This is a genomic window from Rhodanobacter thiooxydans, from assembly GCF_030291135.1.
In the GTDB taxonomy this organism is placed as follows: domain Bacteria; phylum Pseudomonadota; class Gammaproteobacteria; order Xanthomonadales; family Rhodanobacteraceae; genus Rhodanobacter; species Rhodanobacter thiooxydans_A.
Genome location: NZ_CP127409.1, coordinates 584,814 through 606,251 on the forward strand (window position 1 = coordinate 584,814; position 21,438 = coordinate 606,251).

Here is a 21,438-nt window from a genome sequence, read left to right on the forward strand (position 1 = left end):
CGGCCATGTGGACGAATGTCGCAGCAGTGAGTTACAGCATGCCGAACGCGTCCCGCGTGAGGTTTTCCGGCGCGCCGTCGGTGCACACCACGTCGTCCTCGATGCGGATGCCGCCGTATTGGCGGAAGTGGTCGACCCTGGCCCAGTCGATGTCGGCGGCGACCGGTTTGTCGCGCAGTTCGGCCAGCAGCATGTCGATGAAATACAGGCCGGGTTCGATCGTCACCACCATGTCTGCTTCCAGCACGCGGGTCATGCGCAGGTACGGATGGCCGTCTGGACGCGCAATGCTGCCGCCGCGTTCGCTCTGCTGGAAGCCGGCGACGTCGTGCACCTGCAGGCCGATCGGATGGCCCAGGCCGTGCGGGAAGAACGCGCTGCTGACGCCGGACTCGACCGCGCTTTCCGCGCTCATGCGGATGAAGCCGTGCTCGCGCAGCACGCCGGCCAGCACGTGGTGGGCGTGGATGTGCAGCTCGGGGTAGCTCTGCCCGGCGCGCACTTTCGCCACGAAACCCTGCTGGGCGGCGTCTACGCTGTCGATCAGTGCCTGGAACTCGGCGGCCTGCGGCGTGGCGTAGGTGCGCGTGATGTCGCTGGCGTAGCCGGCGGCGCTGGCGCCGGCGTCGATCAGGAACGAGCGGTGGTGCGCCGGCGGCGCGCGGTCGAAGTGCGTGTAGTGCAGCACCGCGCCGTGTTCGTTCAGCGCCACGATGCTGGCGTAGGGCAGTTCGGCGTCGATCTGTTTCGCGGCGGCCAGGTAGGCCAGGTGGATGCCGAACTCGCTCTCGCCGGCGCGGAACGCGGCCGCGGCGGCGCGGTGGGCGCGCGTGCCGATGCGGCTGGCTTCACGCATCAGTGCCAGTTCGTAGGGCGTCTTGTACGAACGATGCCAGTGCAGGTAATCGAGCACGGTCGGCGGATTGTTTGCCTCGACGCCATCGACGGCGGGGCAGGCAGCAGCGATCACCGCACGCTTGCCGGCGGGCAGCTGCGCGACGGCTTCCGCCGCGCTGCGCACGATCACGATGTCGAAATGTTCGACCCAGTAGCCGTGCGGCGCCTCGGGCACCACATGCCAGTAATCGCGCGGCTGCACGAAGATCAGCTTCGGCTTGGTTCCCGGGGTGTACGCGATCCAGCTGCCCGGCGCATCGGTCAGCGGCAGCCAGTGCCTGAAATGCGGATGGGCGATGAACGGGTAGTCCTGGTCGTCGAGGAACTTGCGCGGCGGCGTGCCGGCGGCGACCAGCAGGTGGTCGAAGCCGCCCAGCGCGAGCGCCTTGTCGGCGCGTTCGCGCACGCTGGCCAGGTGGTGTGGATACAGCCGGGCGAGTTGGTCGTGCATGGGGACTCCTGCGGTGCCGGTCGGCCGAATCACTGCGTGCGCGGCGGCATGCAGGGCGGGGACCGCCGGTGATGAACTGGGGAGGGAAGGACGCCGCCCATGATGACGCGCGGGCGCGGTGGCTGCCAGTGGAGTGCCGGAGCCATGACACTTGCCTAGAGGTTCGATCCCCGGGTTTCGTCAACCCTGCCTGACCAGCCGTGCGGCTGTTGAAAACCGCGGGAATGATGGCGCCCGGGCAAGCGCCCTTCGTGAACTGGCTGGCTCAGGCTTGCGCCAGCCAGCTCTCGATCCGGGCGGCGTCGGCGTCGGTGATCGCCACGATGCGGTAGCCGGCCCAGATCTGCCCCGAACTGGCAGCGGATTCGTGCCACTGTTCCTGGATGCCGACTTCGATCGGCTGCGACTGGGCCAGCATCCGCTCCGAACCGGGCAGGGTCATGCTGACCTGGTACAGCGCCTCGCTGCGCGGTGCCTGCGCGCTGATCAGCAGCATGCCGGTGGTCGACAGGTTGCCCAGATGGCCGATCGGCAGGCCGCTGATCGCGTCGGTGACGACGGCGTTGATGGTGGCGCGCTTGCGTTCGGCACGGCGCTGGTCGCTGCTGCTCATCGGTGGGCGGCTCCCGGTGGGGTGGAGCGGCGCGGCTCGGCCGCCTGACGCAGGTTACCGGTGAGGCTGCGCCAGGCGCGGTCGAGCAGGCTCTCCGGCTGCGCCGGCACCTCGCACACGCGGCCGCTGGCGATCTCGTGGGCCAGTTGCGCCAGGCTCATCTCCTCGCCGCGCTGGCCGCGCCGGCTGACCAGCAGGCAGCGCCCGGACATCGGCGAGTGCCAGGCCAGCTTGCGCCGGACGATTTGCCCGGTGTCCGGATCGACGAACTCGAACCAGCTGCCGAACGGCAGCTCGCGCAGGTGCTGCTCAATGCGCTGCTCGCGCGGGTCGGGCGCCGCGACCGCCGGTGCGGCAGCTGGTGCGGGGCCGGCGCCTGCTTCATGGCTGGCCTGCTGTTCGCCCAGCCGCTGGTGCTGCTTCAGGCGCAGCGCAAGGTCGGTAGCGCTGGGCAGTTCCACGGCCGGGCCGGGCCGGCCCGCGCCGAGCAGCCGCTGCGCCACCTGCACCGCCTCCTCGACGTGCATGCCGATCTGCTGCAGGCCGGCTTCCACCTCCGCCTGCAGTTGCAGACGGTCGTCCACCGGCAGGCGGCCGAGCAGCTGGTCGGTGATCGCCAGTTGCGCGCGGAACGCTTCGCTGTCCTCGCCGTGCCGCAACAAGGTCAGCGCCAGCACGTCGGACCAGGCACGGTCGAGCAGGGCGCGCAGCAGGCCGCGCGGTGGCGATTGCGTGAAGCGTTCGGTCATCAGCTCGCCGGCGCGATGGCGCGCCTGATCCAGCCGCTCGCGTCCCTGCGCCGCTTCCACATGGCGCCGTTCGGCCGCCTGTGCCTTGCGCGTGAGCAGGGCCAGGTGGTGCTCGATGTCGGCCAGCAGCGTGGTGTACAGGCCGGCGCTGGGCGGCTCCTGGCTGGCGCGGCTGACCAGTTGCTCGAGCTTGGTTGCCAGCGGGCGGTTGCTTTCGTCGTCGCTGCCGTCGAGCCAGTCGTTCGCCGCCGCGGTCACCGTGTCGAGCAGCCGGCGTGCTGGATGTTCGCGCTTCTCGAAGAAGCCGCGGTCGGCCACCGCCATGCGCAGCACCGGCAGTTGCAGGTCGCTGAGCAGGTGGTGGGCGCTGCCGCCTTGTTGCATCTGTTGGCCAAGCTGCTCGAACAGCCGTGCGACCAGTTCCACCTTGTCGCCCTGCTCGTCGCTGAGCTGGGTGCGCGGCGCGTCGCCGGGTTTGCCGGCGTTGAGCTGGGCCAGCAGTTCCTCACGCAGCCGTGCCGCGCTGCGCAGCTCGCGGCCGGCCTGGTCGGTGACCTGGGCCAGGTGCAGCTGTAGCGCGCCCAGTGCGGAGGCCAGTTCCTGCTCGCTGGCGGCACGGCCGACCGCCTGGCCGCTGACGCCGCTCTGGCTGGCACGTTGCCGCGCCAGCAGGTCGCGCAGGGATTCCAGCACCTCGATCGGCGCGCCGGAGCCGGTGCCTTGCGCCGTGCCATGGCCTTGCGTCGTGCCGGCTGCCGGTGCCGGCTCGCCAGCCGTGGCAGAACCGCTGCCGGCGAGGGGGCGTGCCCGTTTGCCAATGTGCCGCGGGACCGGGATGCTGCGCAACTGCGGCAGGATGCCGTCGCCCTGCAGGTGGGCGTTGATGATGTCGTACAACGGCGCCAGCGCCTGGATCACCCACTGGTCGAAATGCTGCAGCAGCAGCAGCTGATGTTTCAGCGGTAGTTCCAGCTCGGCGCCGGCCGCATGGCATGCCTGTGCTATCGCATAAGGCCCCAGCGGCAGCGCCTGGCCTTCCAGTGGCGGTGCGCCGATCAGCACCGCCAGCCGGTGGCCCAGTTCGTACAGCACGCTGCCGTGGCGCACCTCGCCGCGGGCGCCCAGCTGTTCCAGGGCCATCGACACTTCCTGCTCGCCGGGGTCGACCAATGCCAGTGTTTGCCAAGGCTTGACGCCGGTGGCGGCCGTGGTCGGCCTGGTGCTGGCGCTGGTGCTGTCGACCTCGTTGAGCGTGCTGCCGAGATGTTCCATGAAACGCTGCGCGAAGGTGGTGCGACCCTGCAGCACACGTTGCCGGCTGGCGAAGCAGTCCTGCTGCTCGGCGGCCTGGTGCGCGCGCTCGGCCAGCGCAAAAAGCTGCTTCTCGAATTCGCTCAGGCAGCGGCGCAGGGGTTCTTGCAGGCCTTCCACGCACAGGCCGTAGCTGGCCTCCAGCAGGCGTTGCGCACGCGCCGGCCAGCGCGCGCTGCCGATGCGGCCGCCGTGGTGCGACGCGGATGAGTGACGTCGATCGTGCCCGACATCCATGCATGAACCTTGGTAATTCCCCCGGAGTGGCAAGTCTATGCCGGTTGCGGCGGCTATGCCATCCGGGTGCCGGGTGCCTTTCAGTCGAGAAAAGCAGCGATCACGTCGTTGAGGAATCGCTGGCCCAGCGCGGTGGTGTGCAGCCGTTGCGGATCGTCGTGCAGCCAGCCGCGGCCGCGCGCCACCGCCAGCGCGGCGGCGATGCATTCCGGCGGCAGGCCGGTGCGTGCGGCGAATGCGGCCATCGGCACGCCGTCGACCAGGCGCAGCGTGTTGAGCATGTACTCGAACGGCAGTTCGCTGGCGCCGACCACGCTGTCGCCGCCGATCCGGGCGGGGCCGCCGGTGGCGTCCATGTAGGCGCGGGGCCCGCGGGTCTTCCAGCGCCGATGGATTTCGCCGCTGGCCGCGTCGCTGAGCTTGCCGTGCGCGCCGGCGCCGATGCCGAGGTAATCGCCGAACTGCCAGTAGTTGAGGTTATGCACGCAGCGCCGACCGGGCCGGGCGTAGGCGGAGATTTCGTACTGGCCGTAGCCGGCTTCGGCCAGGCGCGCCTCGCAGGCTTCCTGCATCGCCCAGGCGTGGTCGTCGTCCGGCAGCGGCGGCGGGTTGGCGGCGAACGCGGTGTTCGGCTCCAGCGTCAGCTGGTAGTGCGAGATGTGGGTCGGCGCCAGCGCCACTGCGCGTTCGACATCGGCCAGCGCGCCGTCCAGCTCCTGCTTCGGCAGCGCGTACATCAGGTCGAGGTTGATGTTTTCGTAGCCGGCGTCCTGCGCCGACTTCACCGCGGCCTCGGCCTCGCCGGCGGAATGGATGCGGCCGAGCCGGCGCAGCTTGTCGTCGTCGAAACTCTGCACGCCGAACGAGATGCGGTTGACGCCGGCGGCCAGGTAACCGTCGAAACGGCCATGCTCGACCGTGCCGGGATTTGTCTCCAGGGTGATCTCGGCGTCATCGGCCAGCGGCAGCCGCCCACGCACGCCGTCGAGCAGGCGCGCGATCAGTTCCGGCGCGAACAGGCTGGGCGTACCGCCGCCGAAGAACACACTGATGATGGGGCGGCCTTCGAGGGCCGGCGCGAAGTCGGCGCGATCGGCGTCGAGGTCGACCAGCAGGTGGTCGATATAGTCGGCGTAGGGTGGCGGCTCGCTGCGCAGGCCGTGGGAGTTGAAATCGCAGTACGGGCACTTCTTCACGCACCACGGCATGTGAATGTACAGCGACAGCGGCGGCGCGATCAGGCTCATGCGTGGCGCAGTTCGCGCAGCCGGTCGTGCAGTTTCACCAGCGCCTGGCCACGGTGGCTGAGCCGATTCTTCAGCGTCGGCTCCAGCTCGGCGGCGCCGAGGGTCTGGCCGTGCGGCAGGAACAGCGGGTCATAGCCGAAACCCTGCGCGCCGCGCGGCGCGTCGAGCACGCGGCCGTGCCAGCGGCCTTCGGCGATCAGCGGTGCGGGGTCGTCGGCGTGTTGCAGCAGCGCCAGCACGCAGATGAAGAACGCGCCGCGCTGTTCCGTCGGCAGGCCGTCCAGCTCGCGCAACAGCTTCGTGTTGTTGGCGGCGTTGTCGCCGTGGCGGCCGGCGTAGCGCGCCGAGTACAGGCCAGGCGCGCCGTGCAGGTGATCCACGCACAGGCCGGAATCGTCGGCCAGCGCGGGCAGGCCGCTGGCGCGGGCGGCGTGGCGCGCCTTGAGCAGCGCGTTCTCGACGAAGCTGAGGCCGGTTTCCTCGGCGTCGGCGATGCCCAGACTCGCTTGCGTGACCACCTCGAAACCGCTGTCGGCGAGCAGCGCGTTGAACTCTTTCAGCTTGCCGGGGTTGCTGCTGGCCAGCACAAGGCGTTGCGTCATGGATTCATTCCAGATCTTTGGCAAATGCGGCGCAGGGGGCACTGCCCGTCCTGCGTTATCGGGCCAGCGCTGCGCGCTGCGCCGCGACCAGGTCGCCGATGCCTTTTTCGGCCAGCGCCAGCATCGTGTCCATCTCGCCACGGCGGAACGCGTGGCCTTCGGCGGTGCCCTGCACCTCGATGAAGCCGCCGCCGTCGTTCATCACCACGTTCATGTCGGTGTCGCAATCCGAATCCTCGGCATAGTCGAGGTCGAGCACCGGTACGCCCTTGTAGATGCCCACCGAGACCGCGGCGACCGCGCCGACGATCGGGTTGCGCTTGAGGTTCTCGCGCTTCATCAGCAGGTTCACCGCGTCGACCAGGGCCACGTAGGCGCCGGTGATCGCCGCGGTGCGGGTGCCGCCGTCGGCCTGCAGCACGTCGCAGTCCAGCGTGATCACGCGCTCGCCCAGCGCCTGGCGGTTGACGCAGGCGCGCAGGCTGCGGCCGATCAGCCGCTGGATCTCCATGGTGCGGCCGCCCTGACCGCCGCGTGCGGCTTCGCGCTGGGTGCGGGTGTTGGTGGCGCGCGGCAGCATGCCGTATTCGGCGGTGATCCAGCCCTCGCCCTTGCCGCGCAGCCAGGCCGGCGCGCGATCCTCGATGCTGGCGGTGCACAGCACGCGGGTGTCGCCGAAGCTCACCAGCACCGAGCCTTCGGCGTGGCGGGTGTAGTGGCGTTCGATGCTGACCGGACGCAGCTGGTCGCTGGTGCGGCCACTGGGGCGGCGGATGTCATTCATGTGGGGAATTCATGGGGCAGGTCCTGGGGTCGCCTGGCCGGATTGGGCAAGGCGGGACGGGAGAGTTTACCATTGCGTCCTTTCTCCACGTCCGGACGGCATCCGATGATCCGCAGCATGACGGCTTACGCCAGTGCCGAAACCACCGGCCCCGCCGGCACCCTCGGCTGCGAGCTGCGCACGGTCAACCATCGTTACCTTGAGCTGAGCCCGCGCCTGCCGGACGACCTGCGGGTGTTCGAATCGCAGCTGCGCGAGCGGGTGGCGGCGAAGCTGTCGCGCGGCAAGCTGGACCTCACCGTGCGCCGCACCGGCGATGCGCGCGGCGAATTGCTGCAGATCAACAACGCGCTGCTGACGCGTCTGTCCGAGTTGAATCTGGACATGATCGCGCGGTTTCCGGGAATGCAGGTGCAGTTCACCGAGCTGTTGCGCTTTCCCGGCGTGATGCAGCAGGCCGAGGTCGATCCGGAGGCGCAGCAGGCCGCGCTGTTCGACGTGCTCGACCGCGCGCTGGACGCGCTCACCGCCACCCGCGAGCGCGAGGGCGCGAAGCTGGGCGAAATCCTGCGCGACAAGCTGGACGCGATCGAACGCGTGGTGGCCGACGTGCGCGGCTGGATGCCGGAGATCCGCAGCGCGCTGCGCACCCGGCTGGAAACGCGGCTGGCCGACCTGAAGCAGCCGGTCGAGCCAGGCCGGCTGGAGCAGGAACTGGTGCTGCAGATCACCCGCACCGACGTGGACGAGGAACTGGACCGGCTCAGCACGCACATCGGCGAGACGCGCCGCGTGCTGGGCCTGAAGGAACCGGTCGGCCGGCGCCTGGATTTCCTGATGCAGGAGTTCAACCGCGAGGCGAACACGCTGGGCTCCAAGTCGGTCGACGCGCGCAGCACCAACGCGGCAGTGGAGCTGAAGGTGTTGATCGAGCAGATGCGCGAACAGGTGCAGAACATCGAATGAGCATGCTCGATGCCAGCGGCAGGCCGATCGAGGGCACCCTGTTCGTGGTCGCCGCGCCCTCCGGCGCCGGCAAGTCCACCCTGGTCAACGCGCTGCTCGAGCGCGAGAGCGCGATCTCGCTGTCGGTGTCGCACACCACGCGGCCGCCGCGGGTCGGCGAGACGTACGGGCGGCACTACTACTTCGTCGAGCGCGCCGAGTTCGAGCGCGAGATCGCCGAGGGCATCTTCCTGGAACACGCCGAGGTGCACGGCAACCTCTACGGCACCTCGCGCACCACCGTGCAGGAGCTGCTGGGGCAGGGGCGCGACGTGCTGCTGGAGATCGACTGGCAGGGCGCCCAGCAGATCCGCCGCAGCAAACCCGACTGCGTCAGCGTGTTCATCCTGCCGCCATCGCGGGCGGAACTCGAACGGCGCCTGCGCGGTCGAGGTTCGGACAGCGCCGAGGTGATCGAGCGCCGGCTGCGCAATTCGCGCGGCGAGATCGCCCATGCGCACGAGTTCGACTACATCCTGGTCAACGACGTATTCGACGAGGCGCTGGCCGGGCTGCAGGCGATCGTGCGGGCGGTGCGCCTGCGCAGCGCACTGCAGTGGCGGCGGCACGAGGCGCTGATCGCCGAACTACTGGCCGACGAGGCCGGTTGAGCCGGGGCGCCTGCACATGGTCTTGGCACGACGCTTCGGCTACCTTGTCCGCTTACCTCCCCGCATGTGCCGCCCATGAACGAAACCGCTCACGCCACGCCTGACGACACCACCCTGGTGCGCATCCGCGGCCTGACCACGGTGCTCAGCGGCAAGACCATCTTCGACGCGCTGGACCTGGACATCCCGCGCGGCAGGATCACCTCGATCATGGGCCCCAGCGGCACCGGCAAGACCACCCTGCTCAAACACATCACCGGGCAGATGTACGCCGACGCCGGCAGCATCCACGTCGACGGCCGCAACGTGGCCAGGCTGTCGCGCGAGGAGCTGTACAAGCTGCGCGAAGGCGTGGGTTACCTGTTCCAGAATTCCGCGCTGCTGACCGATTTCGACGTGTTCGAGAACGTGGCGTTCCCGCTGCGCCAGCACACGAAACTGCCGGAGGTGCTGATCCGCGACCTGGTGCTGATGAAGCTGCAGGCGGTCGGCCTGCGCGGTGCCGCGCGGCTGATGCCGAACGAGCTGTCCGGTGGCATGGCGCGGCGGGTGGCACTGGCGCGGGCGATCGTGTTCGACCCGCAGCTGATCCTCTACGACGAGCCGTTCGTGGGGCTCGATCCGGTAGCGCTGAACCAGGTGCTGAAATTGATCCGTACCTTGAACCAGACCCTTGGCATCACCAGCGTGCTGGTCTCGCACGAGCTGGCCGCGGTGCAACAGATCGCCGACCACGTGATGTTGCTGTCCAACGGCAAGGTGGTGGCGCAGGGCGACCCGAAAACGATCGCCGACGACGGCTCGCCGTGGACGCGACAGTTCTTCGGCGGCGAGGCGGACGGGCCGATCCCGTTCCGCTACCCGGCTGGCGACTACGCGACCGAGCTGGGCTTTGCCGGAGCGGCGAAATGAACGCACGCGCGCCGCAGCACAACAACGTGGTGAGCCAGTCGCTGGCCCAGATCGGTGCCTGCGGGCTGTTCCTGCTGACCCTGCTGGCGGCGATCCCGCGCAGCTTCCGCCATGCGCGCGAGACGGTCCGCCAGCTGTGGTTCGTCGGCGCGATGAGCCTGACCATCATCATGGTCTGCGGCCTGTTCGTCGGCATGGTGCTGATGCTGCAGCTGTACCATGTGCTGTCGATCTTCGGCGGCACCTCGGCCAGCGGCATGGTGGTGGCGCTGTCGGTGTACCGCGAGCTGGGGCCGGTGGTCACTGCGCTGCTGTTCGCCGGCCGTGCCGGCACCGCGATCACCGCCGAGATCGGCCTGATGCGCGCCACCGACCAGATTTCCGCGATGGAGATGATGGCGGTCGACCCGATCGCCTACGTCGCCACGCCGCGTTTCCTGGCCGGGCTGATCGCCATGCCGCTGCTGTGCTGCGTGTTCTGCGCGATGGCGATCTTCGGCGGCCACCTGGTCGGCGTGACCTGGCTGGGCATCGACAACGGCACGTTCTGGTCGAACATGACCGCCCAGGTCGACATCCACACCGACATCGTCAACGGCGTGCTGTTGAAGAGCCTGGCGTTCGGCGCGGTGGTATCGCTGATCGCGGTGTTCCAGGGCTTCACCACGCCGCCCACCAGCGAGGGCGTGGCCTACGCCACCACGCGCACCGTGGTCGCCTCGTCGATCGCCATCCTGGCGCTGGACTTCGTCCTCACTGCTTTCTTGATGTGACTGCCATGACCCACCGTTCTCCGAGGATTCTGCCGTGAGCCAACCGAGAAGTTCCTATGCCGTCGGCACCGGCCTGTTCATCGTGCTCGGCTTCGCTGCGCTGGCCTATCTGGCGACGCAGACCAGTTCGGTGGCCAACGTGCGCCAGGGCGACAGCTACGCCGTCGAGGCGCAGTTCACCAACATCGGCCAGCTGAAGGAGCGCGCACCGGTGAAGATCGCCGGCGTGCGGGTCGGCCAGGTGCAGGCGATCACGCTGCAGCCGGGCCACGACGTAGCGGACGTGAAGCTGTCGATCGACAAGAACTACGACCACATCCCGCAGGATTCGGTGGCGACGATCTTCACCAGTGGCCTGCTCGGCGACCAGTACGTGGGCATTGAGTACGGCAGCGCGAAGCAGTTCGTGGCCGCCGGCGGCACGCTGGCACGGACCAAGTCCACCCAGCCGCTGGAGGAGATGCTGGGCAAGTTCTTCGGTGCCGGCGGCGTGGTCGACAATGTCGGCGGCAGCTACACGGTGAAGGCGAGCTTCACCAATGTCGGCACGCTCTCGGCCGGTGCGCCGGTGAAGATGGCCGGCGTGGTCATCGGCAGCGTGCAGTCGGTGCACGCCGATCCGGTCAAGTTGAACGCCCAGGTGGTGCTGTCGATCGACAAGCGCTACGACGCGATTCCCGACGATTCGGCCGCGGCGGTGTTCACCAGCGGTTTGATCGGCAGCCAGTATGTTGCGATCCAGCCGGGTGGTTCGCCCGAAGTGCTCAAGAACGGCGACGAGATGATCCTGACCCAGTCCGCGATGCAGCTGGAGGATCTGATCGGCAAGTTCCTGGTCAACGGTTCGCCCAGTGACAAGAAAGATGCCGGCAACGGCAGCAAATAGCCCGCCATCCCCACCGGTTCGCCGAGCCGGTTTTGCTGAAGGAGTTTCCCATGTTGCGCAGACTGGCTCTTGCCACCGCCATCGCATTCGGCACCATCGCCGCCGCTCCGGCGTTCGCCCAGGCGACCGCCCCGGCCGCTGCCCCGGCGGCGGCACAGCAGGCCCCGGTCGAGATCGTGCAGGCCATCGCCGACCAGCTGGCCACGGCGATCGAGGGGCATCGCGACGAGCTGAAGAAGAACCAGGAAAAGCTGATCAGCGTCATCGACGAGGTGTTCCTGCCGCACTTCGACATCGACTACGCCTCGATCCTGGTGCTCGGCCAGCATGCCCGCGAGACTTCGCCGGCGCAGCGCGAGCGCTTCGCCCGGGCGTTCTACAACTCGATCACGCATCGTTACGCCGAGGGCCTGCTCAACTACACCCGCGGCCGCGTGAAGGTGTTGCCGTTCAAGGGCGACCTCAACGACAAACGCACCGTGGTGCGCACCCAGGTGGTGCTGGACGACGGCAAGCTGGTGTCGATCGACTATGCGTTCCGCAAGGGCCGCGGCGGCGACTGGAAGGCTTACGACGTGATCATCGAGGGCATTTCCTACGTCACCAATTACCGCAACCAGGTGGACGCGGAGATTCGCAAGGTCGGCATCGACCAGTTGATCACCAACCTCGAGACCCAGGGCTCCAAGGCGCTGGACACGATGGCCAAGGACAACAAGGACAAGTCGTGACGGATGCGACCGCACACGGGTTCCAGCTGGACACCGGCACGCCCGGCACCCTGGGCGTGCGCGGCGAGCTGAGCTTCGACACCGCGGCAGCGGCGTTGCAGGCGATCCAGTCCGCGCTGACTGGCGGCTCCGTGTCGCATCTTGACCTGGCCGGCGTGCGCCACAGTGACAGCGCCGGGCTCGCCTGCGTGCTGGCGGTTGCGGCGGAGGCTGCCCGACGTGGACAGGCGTTGCAGGTCGTGCATATGCCGGCCGGCATGCAGGCGCTGGCGCAGGTATGCGAGGTCGATCGCCTGATCGCCTGATCGCTTGCGGAAGGCGGCAACGAAGAAGGGGCCTTGCGGCCCCTTCTTCGTATCGGTGTCCGGTACCGCCTATGGCTGCTTGGTGGCTTGGTCCGGATGCTTGTTTTCCCACTGGTGCTGCTGGTCCAGCAGCTCTTCGGGGTCGAAGTTCTTCTCGTCCAGGCCCTGCATCTGCTGGATGATCTCGACCGGCGGGTTGCCGTCGTAGATCTTGTACAGGCGCTGCTGGCGGTAGGCATCGCGGATGAACACGTAGGGATCGTAGGCGGATTGCAGGAAGCCCTCCGCGTCGATCGCGCGCGAACGCAAGGTCACCAGATAGATCGCCTGCGGCAGGTATTGCAGGCCGTTGTAGTGGTGGTTGTTCGCGTACAGGGTCAACGGATCGAAGAAGTAGCTGTCGACCGGCAGGCGCCAGATGTCGCGCGCCGTGCTGGGTCCGAAGAACGGCAGCATCAGGAAGTCGCCTTCCGGGGCGCCCCAGCGCGCCAGGGTGATGCCGAAGTCGTTGTCTTCGATCGGCAGGCCGAGCTGGCTGGCCGGGTCGAAGAAGCCGCCGATGCCCAGGGTCAGGTTCACCAGGAAGCGGCCGGTACTCTGCAGTGCCTGCTTCGGGCGCGCCTGCAGCAGGTCGTTGGCGACCGTGACCGGCATGCGGATATTGGTGAAGAAGTCGCTGAACGAGCGGCGTACCGGCGGGTTGGTCACCTTGCGGTAGCCCAGCGCGACCGGGCGGATCACCGCCTGGTCCACCGCGTCGTTGAATTTGTAGGCGCCGCGGTTGTATTTCTCCAGCGGGTCGTCGGTGCGCGGCTTGGCAATGGTGCAGCCGGCCAGCAACGTGATCGCGAGCACGGGCAACCAGCGGCTCAACTTGGAAAATCGAAGCGGGGAGGGCATCGGTGCGGGGGTTCGCGTCAGGGGTGCAGTAAGTGTACTGTCTGGTTTTATATCGTGCACGGCTTTCGGCTTGCTTCCATCGAGCGCATGCCGGTCCGAGGCCAGCCCGCCATGATACGCGTCGCGTGCATTGCCAGCAAAGCACCCGCTCCTCTACACTGTCAGGCCATATAAGTCACTATTCCCTAAGGAATTCGCATGGCACGTATTACCGTGGAGGACTGCCTCGAGGTGGTCGACAACCGTTTCGAGCTGGTATTGATGGCGACCAAGCGCGCGCGCCAGCTGGAAAAGGGCGCCGAGCCGGCCGTCAACCCCGATCATGACAAGCCGACCGTGCTGGCCCTGCGCGAGATCGCCGCCCGCCGCATCGACCAGGCCACGATCGACCAGATCGACAAGGCCGAGCGCGAGCGCGCCGAGCGCGAGGCGCTGGAGTGGGCCGCGGCCGAGGTCGACGACGACCTGTCCAAGGGCGGCGACGACTGATGGACGGCGGCTGCTGTAGCACGCGTCTCCGTCGCACCGGTGCAGCCGGTGTGACGGCGTGCGTGCACATGGCAGCCGCTGGCCGTGGCTGGCGCGAGGTAGGCGCCTGAGCAGGCGCCGGCAGCGAATGACTGCGGCCACTCACCCCGCCACGGTCGACCTGTCCGCGCTGCCGCCGTACGCGTTGGCCCTGAAAGAACGTATTGCCTACCTGCCCGACGTGCAGGTTGATCGCGTGCTGCGCGCGTTCCAGATCGGCGCGCAGGCGCACGCCGGCCAGGAGCGCAAGAGTGGCGAGCCGTACATCACCCACCCGGTGGCGGTGGCCGGCATCCTGGCCGAACTCGGGCTGGATGCCGAGACGATCATCGCGGCGATCCTGCACGACACCCTGGAAGACACCGAACTCAGCCGCGAGACGCTGGCCGTCGAGTTCGGCGAGGTGGTGGCTGAACTGGTCGACGGCGTCACCAAGCTGGACAAGATGCGTTTCGGCACGCGCCAGGAAGCCGACGCGGAAAGCTTCCGCAAGATGCTGCTGGCGATGGCGCGCGACATCCGCGTGATCCTGATCAAGCTGGCCGACCGCCTGCACAACATGCGCACGCTGGGCGCCAAGGACGCGCCGTCGCGCCGCCGCATCGCGCGCGAGACGCTGGAGATCTACGCGCCGATCGCGCAGCGCCTGGGCATGAACAAGTTCAAGGCGGAGCTGCAGGACCTGGGCTTCCGCGCGCTGTATCCGGACCGCTACCGGGTGATCAGCGAGCGCATCCGCGCCGCGCTGGGCAACCGGCGCGAGGCGATGGGCAAGATCGAGGCGGCGCTGTCTACGCGGCTGGCCGCCGACCACCTGCCGGCCCGCGTGGTCGGCCGGATCAAGTCGCCGTGGAGCATCTATTCGAAGATGCACGGCGACCACAAGAGCTTCGCGCAATTGATGGACGTCTACGGCTTCCGCGTGGTCGTCGACAGCGCGATGAGCTGCTACATGGCGCTGGGCGTGGTGCACGCGCTGTACAAGCCGGTCGATCGCCGCTTCAAGGATTTCATCGCGATCCCCAAGGCGAACGGCTACCAGTCGCTGCACACCGTGCTGCTGGGGCCGTTCGGCGCGCCGATCGAGGTGCAGATCCGCACCGCCGAGATGGATTCGGTGGCTGAGCGCGGTGTGGCCGCGCACTGGGCCTACAAGACCGACTCGGGCCCGGCCAACAGCGCACAGGCGCGGGCGCGCGAGTGGCTGTCGTCGCTGGTCGACAGCTCGGCAAACACCGTGTCGTCGTCGGAGTTCATCGAGAACGTCAAGATCGACCTGTTCCCTGACGAGGTCTATCTGTTCACCCCGCGCGGCGACATCCTGTCGCTACCGCGCAACGCCACTGCGCTAGATTTCGCCTACGCGGTGCACACCGACGTAGGTGACCACGCGGTGGCCGCGCGCGTCGACAAGAAACTGCTGCCGCTGCGCGCAAAACTTGAGTCGGGCCAGCTGGTGGAGATCATCACCGCGCCGTCGGCGGTGCCGAACCCGGCCTGGCTGGAAGTGGTGGTCACCGGCAAGGCGCGCACCGCGATCCGCCAGTACCTGAAACACCTGCAGCACGAGGATGCGGTGGACTTCGGCCACCGCATGCTCGACCGCGCGCTGGACGCGCAGGGCAGCAGCCTGGACGGCATCCCGCCGGCGGTGCTGGACCGCTTCCTGGAAACCTCCAAGCTGAAGCGGCTGGAGGAACTGCTGTCCGATATCGCGCTGGGCAACCGCATGCCCGACGTGGTCGCCAGCCAGCTGCTGGCGTCGCGCGGGCGGAAAGCCGGCAAGCCGCAGGCGTCGGCGCACGCGCACGAGAAGATCCGCATCACCGGCGCCGAGCGCGGCGTGCTCAGCTTCGCCAACTGCTGCCATCCGCTGCCGGGCGATGACATCATCGGCTACCTGTCCTCGGGCAAGGGCATCGTGGTGCATCGCGAGGAATGCCCGAACGTGGTCGAGCTGCGCAAGTCGCCCGAGCGCTGCGTGGCGATCGAGTGGGACCGCGACGTGCAGGGCGACTACCGCGCCGAGCTGCGCATCGAGGTGATCAACCGCCCCGGCGTGCTGGCCACCGTGGCTGCCGCGATCGCCGCCGCCGACTCGAACATCGAGAACGTGGAATACGTCGAGCGCGATTCCGCCGCCGCGACCTTGCTGTTCGCGATGGAAGTGAAGAGCCGCAAGCACCTGGCCGACGTGATCCGCCGCGTGCGCCGCACCGGCGTGGTCAGCGGCGCGTATCGCTATCCGCTGTAGGAGCGCGCCCCGCGCGTGAAAAGTGCCAGCCAGGTTGCGTGCCGGTTTTCGCGCACGCGGTGCGCTCCTACAATCAACACCTTTCCCACCCGAGGCAAGCCCATGTCCAGCAGCATCATCTCCACCGAGAAAGCCCCCGCCGCGATCGGCCCGTATTCGCAGGCCGTGCGCGCCGGCCATACCGTGTACTTCTCCGGCCAGATTCCGCTGGATCCGGCCACCGGCGCGCTGGTCGAGGGCGACATCACGGCGCAGACGCGGCGCGTGTTCGACAACCTCACCGCCGTGGCGGCGGCTGCCGGCGGTTCGCTGGCACAGATCGTGCGCGTGGGCATCTATGTCACCGACCTGGCGAACTTCGCCGCGGTCAATGCGGTGATGGCCGAGTACTTCCAGCAGCCGTATCCGGCACGCTCCACCATCGAGGTGTCCGGTCTGCCGAAGGCGGCGCAGGTCGAGGTCGACGCGGTGATGGTCCTGGACTGAGTCCGGTCGGCGCCCCGCGCCGACAGCCAGTGTCGGCGTCCGGCTTACGACAAGAGACGGTGCTCGGTTAGGCTTGCAGGTCATGGCCACCCGCACCGCCCGTCCTGCTTCCGTTGTCGGCGCCGATCCGGGCATCACGCCGGTGGGCGCGCTGCCGGGTGTCGGCCCGGCGCTGGCCGCATCGCTGGCCCGGCTCGGGCTGGAGCGGGTGCAGGGCCTGTGGTTCCACCTGCCGCTGCGCTACGAGGACAGGACCCGGATCACCGCGATCGCCGACCTGCGGGTGGGGGAGCGGGCGCAGGTCGACGGCGTGGTCGAGGCGGTCGAGCGCGGCTTCCGCTATCGCCCGCAGCTGAAGGTGGCGATCGGCGACACCAGCCGGCAGACCTTGCTGCTGCGCTTCTTCCACTTCAACCGGGCGCAGGCAGAACAATTGCTGCCGGGCACGCGGCTGCTCTGCTACGGCGAAGTACGCCATGGCGCGCAGGGCCTGGAGATGGTGCACCCGAACTACCAGCGACTGAGCGGGGATGCGGAGGCTGCGGTCGACGAGTTGCTCAGCCCGGTCTATCCGACCACCGAAGGGTTGGGTCCGAAACGGCTGGCCGGGGTGATCGACAAGGCGCTGGCGCTGCTGCCGCCGGCTGCACAACTGGAACTGATCCCGCCCGCGCTGTGCGCGAAGCACGGACTCACCTCGCTGCGTGACGCGCTGCTGTACGTGCACCGGCCGCCGCCGGACGCGCACCTGGGCCAGCTCATGCTGGGCCGGCACCCGGCGCAGCAGCGGCTGGCGTTCGAGGAACTGCTGACCCAGCACCTCAGCCTGAGGCGCATGCGCGCGGCGGTGCGGCAGCGGCGTGCACCAAAGCTGGGTGACACCGGCGAGCTGCGCAGGCGGCTGCTGGCCGGGCTGCCGTTCCGGTTGACCGCCGCGCAGCAACGCGTCGGCGAGGAAGTCGCGCGCGACCTGGCACAGCCACGGCCAATGCTGCGGCTGGTGCAGGGCGACGTCGGCAGCGGCAAGACCGTGGTCGCCGCGCTGGCGGCACTGGCGGCGGTGGAATCGGGACATCAGGTTGCGCTGATGGCGCCGACCGAGCTGCTGGCCGAGCAGCACCTGCACAATTTCCGGCATTGGCTGCAGCCGCTCGGCATCGAGGTGGAATGGCTGGCCGGCAAGGTCACCGGCAAGGCACGCCAGCAGGCGCTGGCGCGGGTCGCCGAGGGTGCGCCGGTGGTGGTGGGCACGCATGCGCTGATGCAGGAGGGCGTGGCATTCGCGCGGCTCGGCCTGGTGATCGTCGACGAGCAGCACCGCTTCGGCGTGCAGCAACGGCTGGCCCTGCGCGACAAGGGCAGGGATGGCGAGCTGGTGCCGCACCAACTGGTGCTGACCGCCACGCCGATCCCGCGCACGCTGGCGATGAGTGCGTACGCCGACCTCGACGTCTCCTCGATCGACGAACTGCCGCCCGGGCGCACGCCGGTGCAGACCATCGCGATCTCGAATGCGCGGCGGATCGAGGTGATCGAGCGCATCCACGCCGCCTGCGGCGAAGGGCGGCAGGTGTACTGGGTATGCACCCTGATCGAGGAATCCGAGCAGCTGCGCGCGCAGGCGGCCGAAGTGGCGCACGCGGAACTCTCCGCGGCGCTAGCCGGCTTCAGGGTCGGCCTGATCCACGGCCGCATGAAGCCGAAGGAAAAGCAGGCGGTGATGGACGCATTCAAGGCCGGCGAACTGGCCGTGCTGGTGGCGACCACGGTGATCGAGGTCGGCGTGGACGTGCCCAACGCCAGCCTGATGGTGATCGAGAACAGCGAGCGGCTGGGGCTGGCCCAGCTGCACCAGCTGCGCGGGCGGGTCGGCCGCGGCGCGGTCGCCTCCAACTGTGTGCTGCTGTACCAGCCGCCGCTGGGCCAGCTGGCGCGCGAGCGGCTGCAGGTGATGCGCGACACCAGCGACGGTTTCCGCATCGCCGAGAAGGATCTGGAACTGCGCGGTCCGGGCGAGGTGCTGGGTACCCGCCAGACCGGCCAGCTCAGCTTCCGCATCGCCGACCTCACCCGCGACGCGCACCTGCTGCCGGCGGTGCAGCAGGTCGGCGAACACATGCTGGCCGAACACCCGCGGCAGACCACGCAGCTGATCGAGCGCTGGATCGGCGCCGCGGCGCGCTACGCGCATGCGTAATTTTTGCGATCATCCCTGATCGCAAAGATCAAACGGGCGGCCATCCCTGGCCGCACTTTTCAATTCTTGAAATCATTCATCCATGAGCAAGCCGCAACTCCTGATCGATACCGACCCCGGCGTCGATGACGCCCTGGCCATCCTGATGGCCTACGCCCACGCCGACATCGCCGGCCTCAGCATCGCCGCCGGCAACGTGGGCCTGGGCCATACCGTGCGCAACGCGCGCACCCTGGTCGACCTGGCCGGTGCGGTGACGCCGGTGTTCGCCGGCTGCGCCGTGCCGCTGGTGCGTGCGGCGGACGAGGACGCCGCGTTCGTGCACGGCCAGGACGGTTTCGGCGACGTCGGCTTTGCCGAGCCGGCTGCGCCGTTGGCCGACGAACCGGCCGCGCTGGCCCTGCTCAGGCTGACCCGCGAGCGGCCGGGCGAGCTGACCCTGGTGGCGCTGGGGCCGCTGACCAACCTGGCGCTGGCGCTGCGGCTCGATCCCCGCTTGCCCGAGCGGGTGGCGCGACTCGTGGTGATGGGCGGCGCGGTCACCGGCCACGGCAATACCGGCAAGGTGCCGGCCGAATTCAACATCGGTTTCGATCCGGAGGCGGCGCACGTGGTGTTCGAGGCGTTCCCAGCATTCGACCTGGTCGACTGGGAAGCCACCCTGCGGCACGCATTCGATGATGCCGAATTCGATCGCTGGCTGGCAGCCGGCGACCGGCGCGCGGATTTCTTCGGCAGGATCGTGGCCACCGCGCGCCGCTACAATGCGAAGCATGATCGCCACGGGCTGGTCGCCGCCGACGCGTTGGCGATGGCAGTAGCGCTGGATCCGTCCATCGTGACCCGACGCGAGACCCTGGCGGTGGCGGTGGAACTGGACGGTCGCCTGACCCGCGGCGCCACCGTGGTCGACTGGAAGGGCCGTCTGGGCCGGCCGGCCCAGGCGAACATCGTGCTGGAAGTGGACCAGTCCCGCTTCGCCGCGATGGTGCGGCGTGCGCTGGGTGTACCGGATTGAGCGCGGACTTGCAGGGGCCGCCGGTTCCTCGTTACAATGCCGCTCTTTTCACCACCGCTTTAGAGCCAGTCATGAAGCCTGATATCCATCCGAACTACATCCCGGTGGTGTTCCAGGACCTGTCGTCCGACTTCGCGTTCCTGACCAAGTCGACCATGTCCAGCAAGGAAACCATCAAGTGGGAAGACGGCAATGAGTACCCGCTGATCAAGGTGGATATCTCCAGCCATTCGCACCCGTTCTACACCGGCAAGCAGAAGACGCTGGACGTCGGCGGTCGCGTCGACAAGTTCCGTCGCCGCTATGCGGGTTCCGTCAAGGAATAATCGACGGCAACGGTCGGCGCCTGGCGCCGGACGCGCAGAACCAATCCAGGACACGGGGCAGGCACAGGCCTGCCCCGTGTCTTTTTGCGTCTGCCATTCGACCATTCGCCATCGAATGCAAACGGGACCTTGTGCGATAATGGTCAGTGAACTGACGCCACCGCGTCCGTCGCACCGCGTGCTTTCCCCGGCGTGCAGTGCCGACATTCCCTCGCCGGACGGCGCCGCCATGGCGGTTGCCGGCGGCGACGACCCACATGTAAGGAGGTTTCCGTGTCCGATCCCAAGACCGTCAAGCTGGTGGATGAGTCGAGCAACCGCAGCAGCGAACTGCCGCTGGTCAGCGGCACGCTCGGCCCGGCGTGCATCGACATCGCCACGCTGTACAAGGACACCGGCCACTACACTTTCGACCCCGGCTACGGCTCGACCGCCAGCACCAGGAGCGCGATCACCTATATCGACGGCGACCAGGGCGTGCTGCTGTACCGCGGCTATCCGATCGAGCAGCTGGCGGAACACTCCAGTTTCCTCGAAGTGGCCTACCTGCTGCTCAACGGCGAGCTGCCGAAGCCGGCCGAGTTCGCCACCTTCGAGCACGACGTCGCGCATCACACGATGCTGCATGAGTCGCTGAAGAACTTCTTCCAGGGCTTCCACCACGACGCGCATCCGATGGCGATGCTGGCCGCCGCGGTGGCCTCGCTGTCGGCGTTCTACCACGATGACCTCAACGTCGATGATCCGGCCGACCGCAAGCTCGCCGCGATCCGCCTGATCGCCAAGATGCCGACCATCGCCGCCGCCTGCTACCGCTATTCGATCGGCTGGCCGATGCGCTATCCGCGCAACAACCTGGAATACGTCGACCGCTTCCTGCACATGATGTTCGAGGTGCCGAGCGAGCCGCTGCAGATGAACCCGGTCGCGGCCAAGGCGCTGGACCTGCTGTTCATCCTGCACGCCGACCACGAGCAGAACGCCTCCACCTCGACCGTGCGCCTGGTCGGCTCCACCGGCGCGAACCCGTATGCGTCGATCGCCGCCGGCATCACCGCGCTGTGGGGTCCTGCGCATGGCGGCGCCAACGAGGCGGTGCTCAAGCAGCTGCAGGAGATCGGCACGCCGGACAACGTCGAGTCGGCGATCCTGCGCGCGAAGGACAAGAACGACAGCTTCCGCCTGATGGGCTTCGGCCACCGCGTGTACAAGAACTTCGACCCGCGCGCGAAGATCATCCGCGAGATGTGCCACAAGGTGTTGGCCGAGCTGGGCGTCAACGACCCGCTGCTGGACGTGGCGATGAAGCTGGAAGAGGCGGCGCTGAAGGACGAGTATTTCGTCGAGCGCAAGCTGTACCCGAACGTCGACTTCTACTCCGGCATCATCTACAAGGCGCTGGGCATCCCGACCGAGATGTTCACCGTGATGTTCGCCATCGCGCGCACCGCCGGCTGGATCGCGCACTGGATCGAGCAGCACGAAACACCCGGATCGCGCATCGGCCGCCCGCGCCAGGTCTATACCGGCGCCGGCGTGCGCGACTACGTGGCGACCGCGAAGCGCTGACCGCCGCACGCTGATGAAAAAGCCCCGGCCTTGGCCGGGGCTTTTT

The 21,438-nt window shown here is 68.2% G+C and carries 21 protein-coding genes; 14 read left to right on the forward strand and 7 right to left on the reverse strand.

From position 1 onward, the window contains the following. Positions 1 to 31: 31 nt before the first annotated feature. From pepQ to rph, 6 genes are all read right to left on the reverse strand, one after another. Positions 32 to 1,348: a Xaa-Pro dipeptidase gene (gene pepQ, locus QQA13_RS02525; protein ID WP_108471989.1), complete on the reverse strand. Its 1,317-nt coding sequence runs from the start codon at positions 1,346 to 1,348 to the stop codon at positions 32 to 34. Positions 1,349 to 1,613: 265 nt separating this feature from the next. After that, complete coding sequence (locus QQA13_RS02530; protein ID WP_108471988.1) at positions 1,614 to 1,961, reverse strand: PilZ domain-containing protein; 348 nt, start codon at positions 1,959 to 1,961, stop codon at positions 1,614 to 1,616. After that, positions 1,958 to 4,258, reverse strand: a complete 2,301-nt coding sequence (locus tag QQA13_RS02535) for a DUF1631 family protein (protein WP_108471987.1) — start codon at positions 4,256 to 4,258, stop codon at positions 1,958 to 1,960. The genes QQA13_RS02530 and QQA13_RS02535 overlap by 4 nt, the downstream gene beginning before the upstream one ends. 80 nt (positions 4,259 to 4,338) lie before the next feature. Continuing rightward, complete coding sequence (gene hemW, locus QQA13_RS02540) at positions 4,339 to 5,505, reverse strand: radical SAM family heme chaperone HemW (RefSeq protein WP_108471986.1); 1,167 nt, start codon at positions 5,503 to 5,505, stop codon at positions 4,339 to 4,341. Then, complete coding sequence (gene rdgB / locus QQA13_RS02545; protein WP_108471985.1) at positions 5,502 to 6,107, reverse strand: RdgB/HAM1 family non-canonical purine NTP pyrophosphatase; 606 nt, start codon at positions 6,105 to 6,107, stop codon at positions 5,502 to 5,504. Before rdgB ends, hemW begins: the two co-directional genes overlap by 4 nt. A gap of 55 nt (positions 6,108 to 6,162) precedes the next feature. Next, positions 6,163 to 6,891, reverse strand: a complete 729-nt coding sequence (gene rph / locus QQA13_RS02550) for a ribonuclease PH (RefSeq protein WP_108471984.1) — start codon at positions 6,889 to 6,891, stop codon at positions 6,163 to 6,165. A gap of 105 nt (positions 6,892 to 6,996) precedes the next feature. Here rph and QQA13_RS02555 point away from each other — a divergent pair, with 105 nt between their 5' ends. From QQA13_RS02555 to QQA13_RS02585, 7 genes are all read left to right on the forward strand, one after another. Then, positions 6,997 to 7,857, forward strand: a complete 861-nt coding sequence (locus tag QQA13_RS02555; RefSeq protein ID WP_108471983.1) for a YicC/YloC family endoribonuclease — start codon at positions 6,997 to 6,999, stop codon at positions 7,855 to 7,857. Further along, on the forward strand, positions 7,854 to 8,507 hold the full coding sequence (gene gmk, locus QQA13_RS02560; protein WP_234411339.1) for a guanylate kinase: 654 nt from the start codon (positions 7,854 to 7,856) through the stop codon (positions 8,505 to 8,507). The genes QQA13_RS02555 and gmk overlap by 4 nt, the downstream gene beginning before the upstream one ends. A 75-nt stretch (positions 8,508 to 8,582) precedes the next feature. Then, positions 8,583 to 9,419: an ABC transporter ATP-binding protein gene (locus QQA13_RS02565; RefSeq protein WP_108471982.1), complete on the forward strand. Its 837-nt coding sequence runs from the start codon at positions 8,583 to 8,585 to the stop codon at positions 9,417 to 9,419. Further along, complete coding sequence (mlaE, locus tag QQA13_RS02570; protein WP_108471981.1) at positions 9,416 to 10,192, forward strand: lipid asymmetry maintenance ABC transporter permease subunit MlaE; 777 nt, start codon at positions 9,416 to 9,418, stop codon at positions 10,190 to 10,192. The genes QQA13_RS02565 and mlaE overlap by 4 nt, the downstream gene beginning before the upstream one ends. Before the next feature lie 34 nt (positions 10,193 to 10,226). Further along, positions 10,227 to 11,078, forward strand: coding sequence for an outer membrane lipid asymmetry maintenance protein MlaD (gene mlaD, locus QQA13_RS02575; protein WP_108471980.1), 852 nt, complete (start codon positions 10,227 to 10,229; stop codon positions 11,076 to 11,078). A 50-nt stretch (positions 11,079 to 11,128) separates the two neighbouring features. Further along, positions 11,129 to 11,809, forward strand: coding sequence for an MlaC/ttg2D family ABC transporter substrate-binding protein (locus tag QQA13_RS02580; protein ID WP_108472014.1), 681 nt, complete (start codon positions 11,129 to 11,131; stop codon positions 11,807 to 11,809). Further along, positions 11,806 to 12,114: an STAS domain-containing protein gene (locus QQA13_RS02585; RefSeq protein ID WP_108471979.1), complete on the forward strand. Its 309-nt coding sequence runs from the start codon at positions 11,806 to 11,808 to the stop codon at positions 12,112 to 12,114. The genes QQA13_RS02580 and QQA13_RS02585 overlap by 4 nt, the downstream gene beginning before the upstream one ends. A 69-nt stretch (positions 12,115 to 12,183) precedes the next feature. Here QQA13_RS02585 and QQA13_RS02590 read toward each other — a convergent pair whose 3' ends face one another. Then, positions 12,184 to 13,014 (reverse strand): MlaA family lipoprotein, encoded by an 831-nt coding sequence (locus tag QQA13_RS02590; RefSeq protein WP_108471978.1) that lies wholly within the window; start codon positions 13,012 to 13,014, stop codon positions 12,184 to 12,186. A gap of 198 nt (positions 13,015 to 13,212) precedes the next feature. Here QQA13_RS02590 and rpoZ point away from each other — a divergent pair, with 198 nt between their 5' ends. The 7 genes from rpoZ (at position 13,213) to QQA13_RS02625 (ending at position 21,392) form a co-directional block, all read left to right on the forward strand. After that, entirely contained in the window at positions 13,213 to 13,503 is a 291-nt protein-coding gene (rpoZ, locus tag QQA13_RS02595; protein WP_007509529.1) for a DNA-directed RNA polymerase subunit omega, read from the forward strand. A 127-nt stretch (positions 13,504 to 13,630) separates the two neighbouring features. Beyond that, entirely contained in the window at positions 13,631 to 15,796 is a 2,166-nt protein-coding gene (locus tag QQA13_RS02600) for a RelA/SpoT family protein (RefSeq protein WP_108471977.1), read from the forward strand. A gap of 102 nt (positions 15,797 to 15,898) precedes the next feature. After that, the gene (locus tag QQA13_RS02605; protein ID WP_108471976.1) at positions 15,899 to 16,282 is read left to right on the forward strand and encodes a RidA family protein; all 384 of its coding nucleotides are present in this window, start codon (positions 15,899 to 15,901) and stop codon (positions 16,280 to 16,282) included. Between the two features lie 82 nt (positions 16,283 to 16,364). Then, a complete protein-coding gene (gene recG, locus QQA13_RS02610) occupies positions 16,365 to 18,479 on the forward strand; it encodes an ATP-dependent DNA helicase RecG (RefSeq protein WP_108471975.1) in 2,115 nt (704 codons plus the stop codon). A gap of 82 nt (positions 18,480 to 18,561) precedes the next feature. Beyond that, entirely contained in the window at positions 18,562 to 19,497 is a 936-nt protein-coding gene (locus QQA13_RS02615; RefSeq protein ID WP_108471974.1) for a nucleoside hydrolase, read from the forward strand. 71 nt (positions 19,498 to 19,568) lie between these two features. Next, positions 19,569 to 19,823, forward strand: coding sequence for a type B 50S ribosomal protein L31 (locus QQA13_RS02620; RefSeq protein ID WP_108471973.1), 255 nt, complete (start codon positions 19,569 to 19,571; stop codon positions 19,821 to 19,823). Between the two features lie 273 nt (positions 19,824 to 20,096). Next, positions 20,097 to 21,392, forward strand: a complete 1,296-nt coding sequence (locus tag QQA13_RS02625) for a citrate synthase (protein WP_108471972.1) — start codon at positions 20,097 to 20,099, stop codon at positions 21,390 to 21,392. The last annotated feature ends 46 nt before the right edge of the window (positions 21,393 to 21,438 follow it).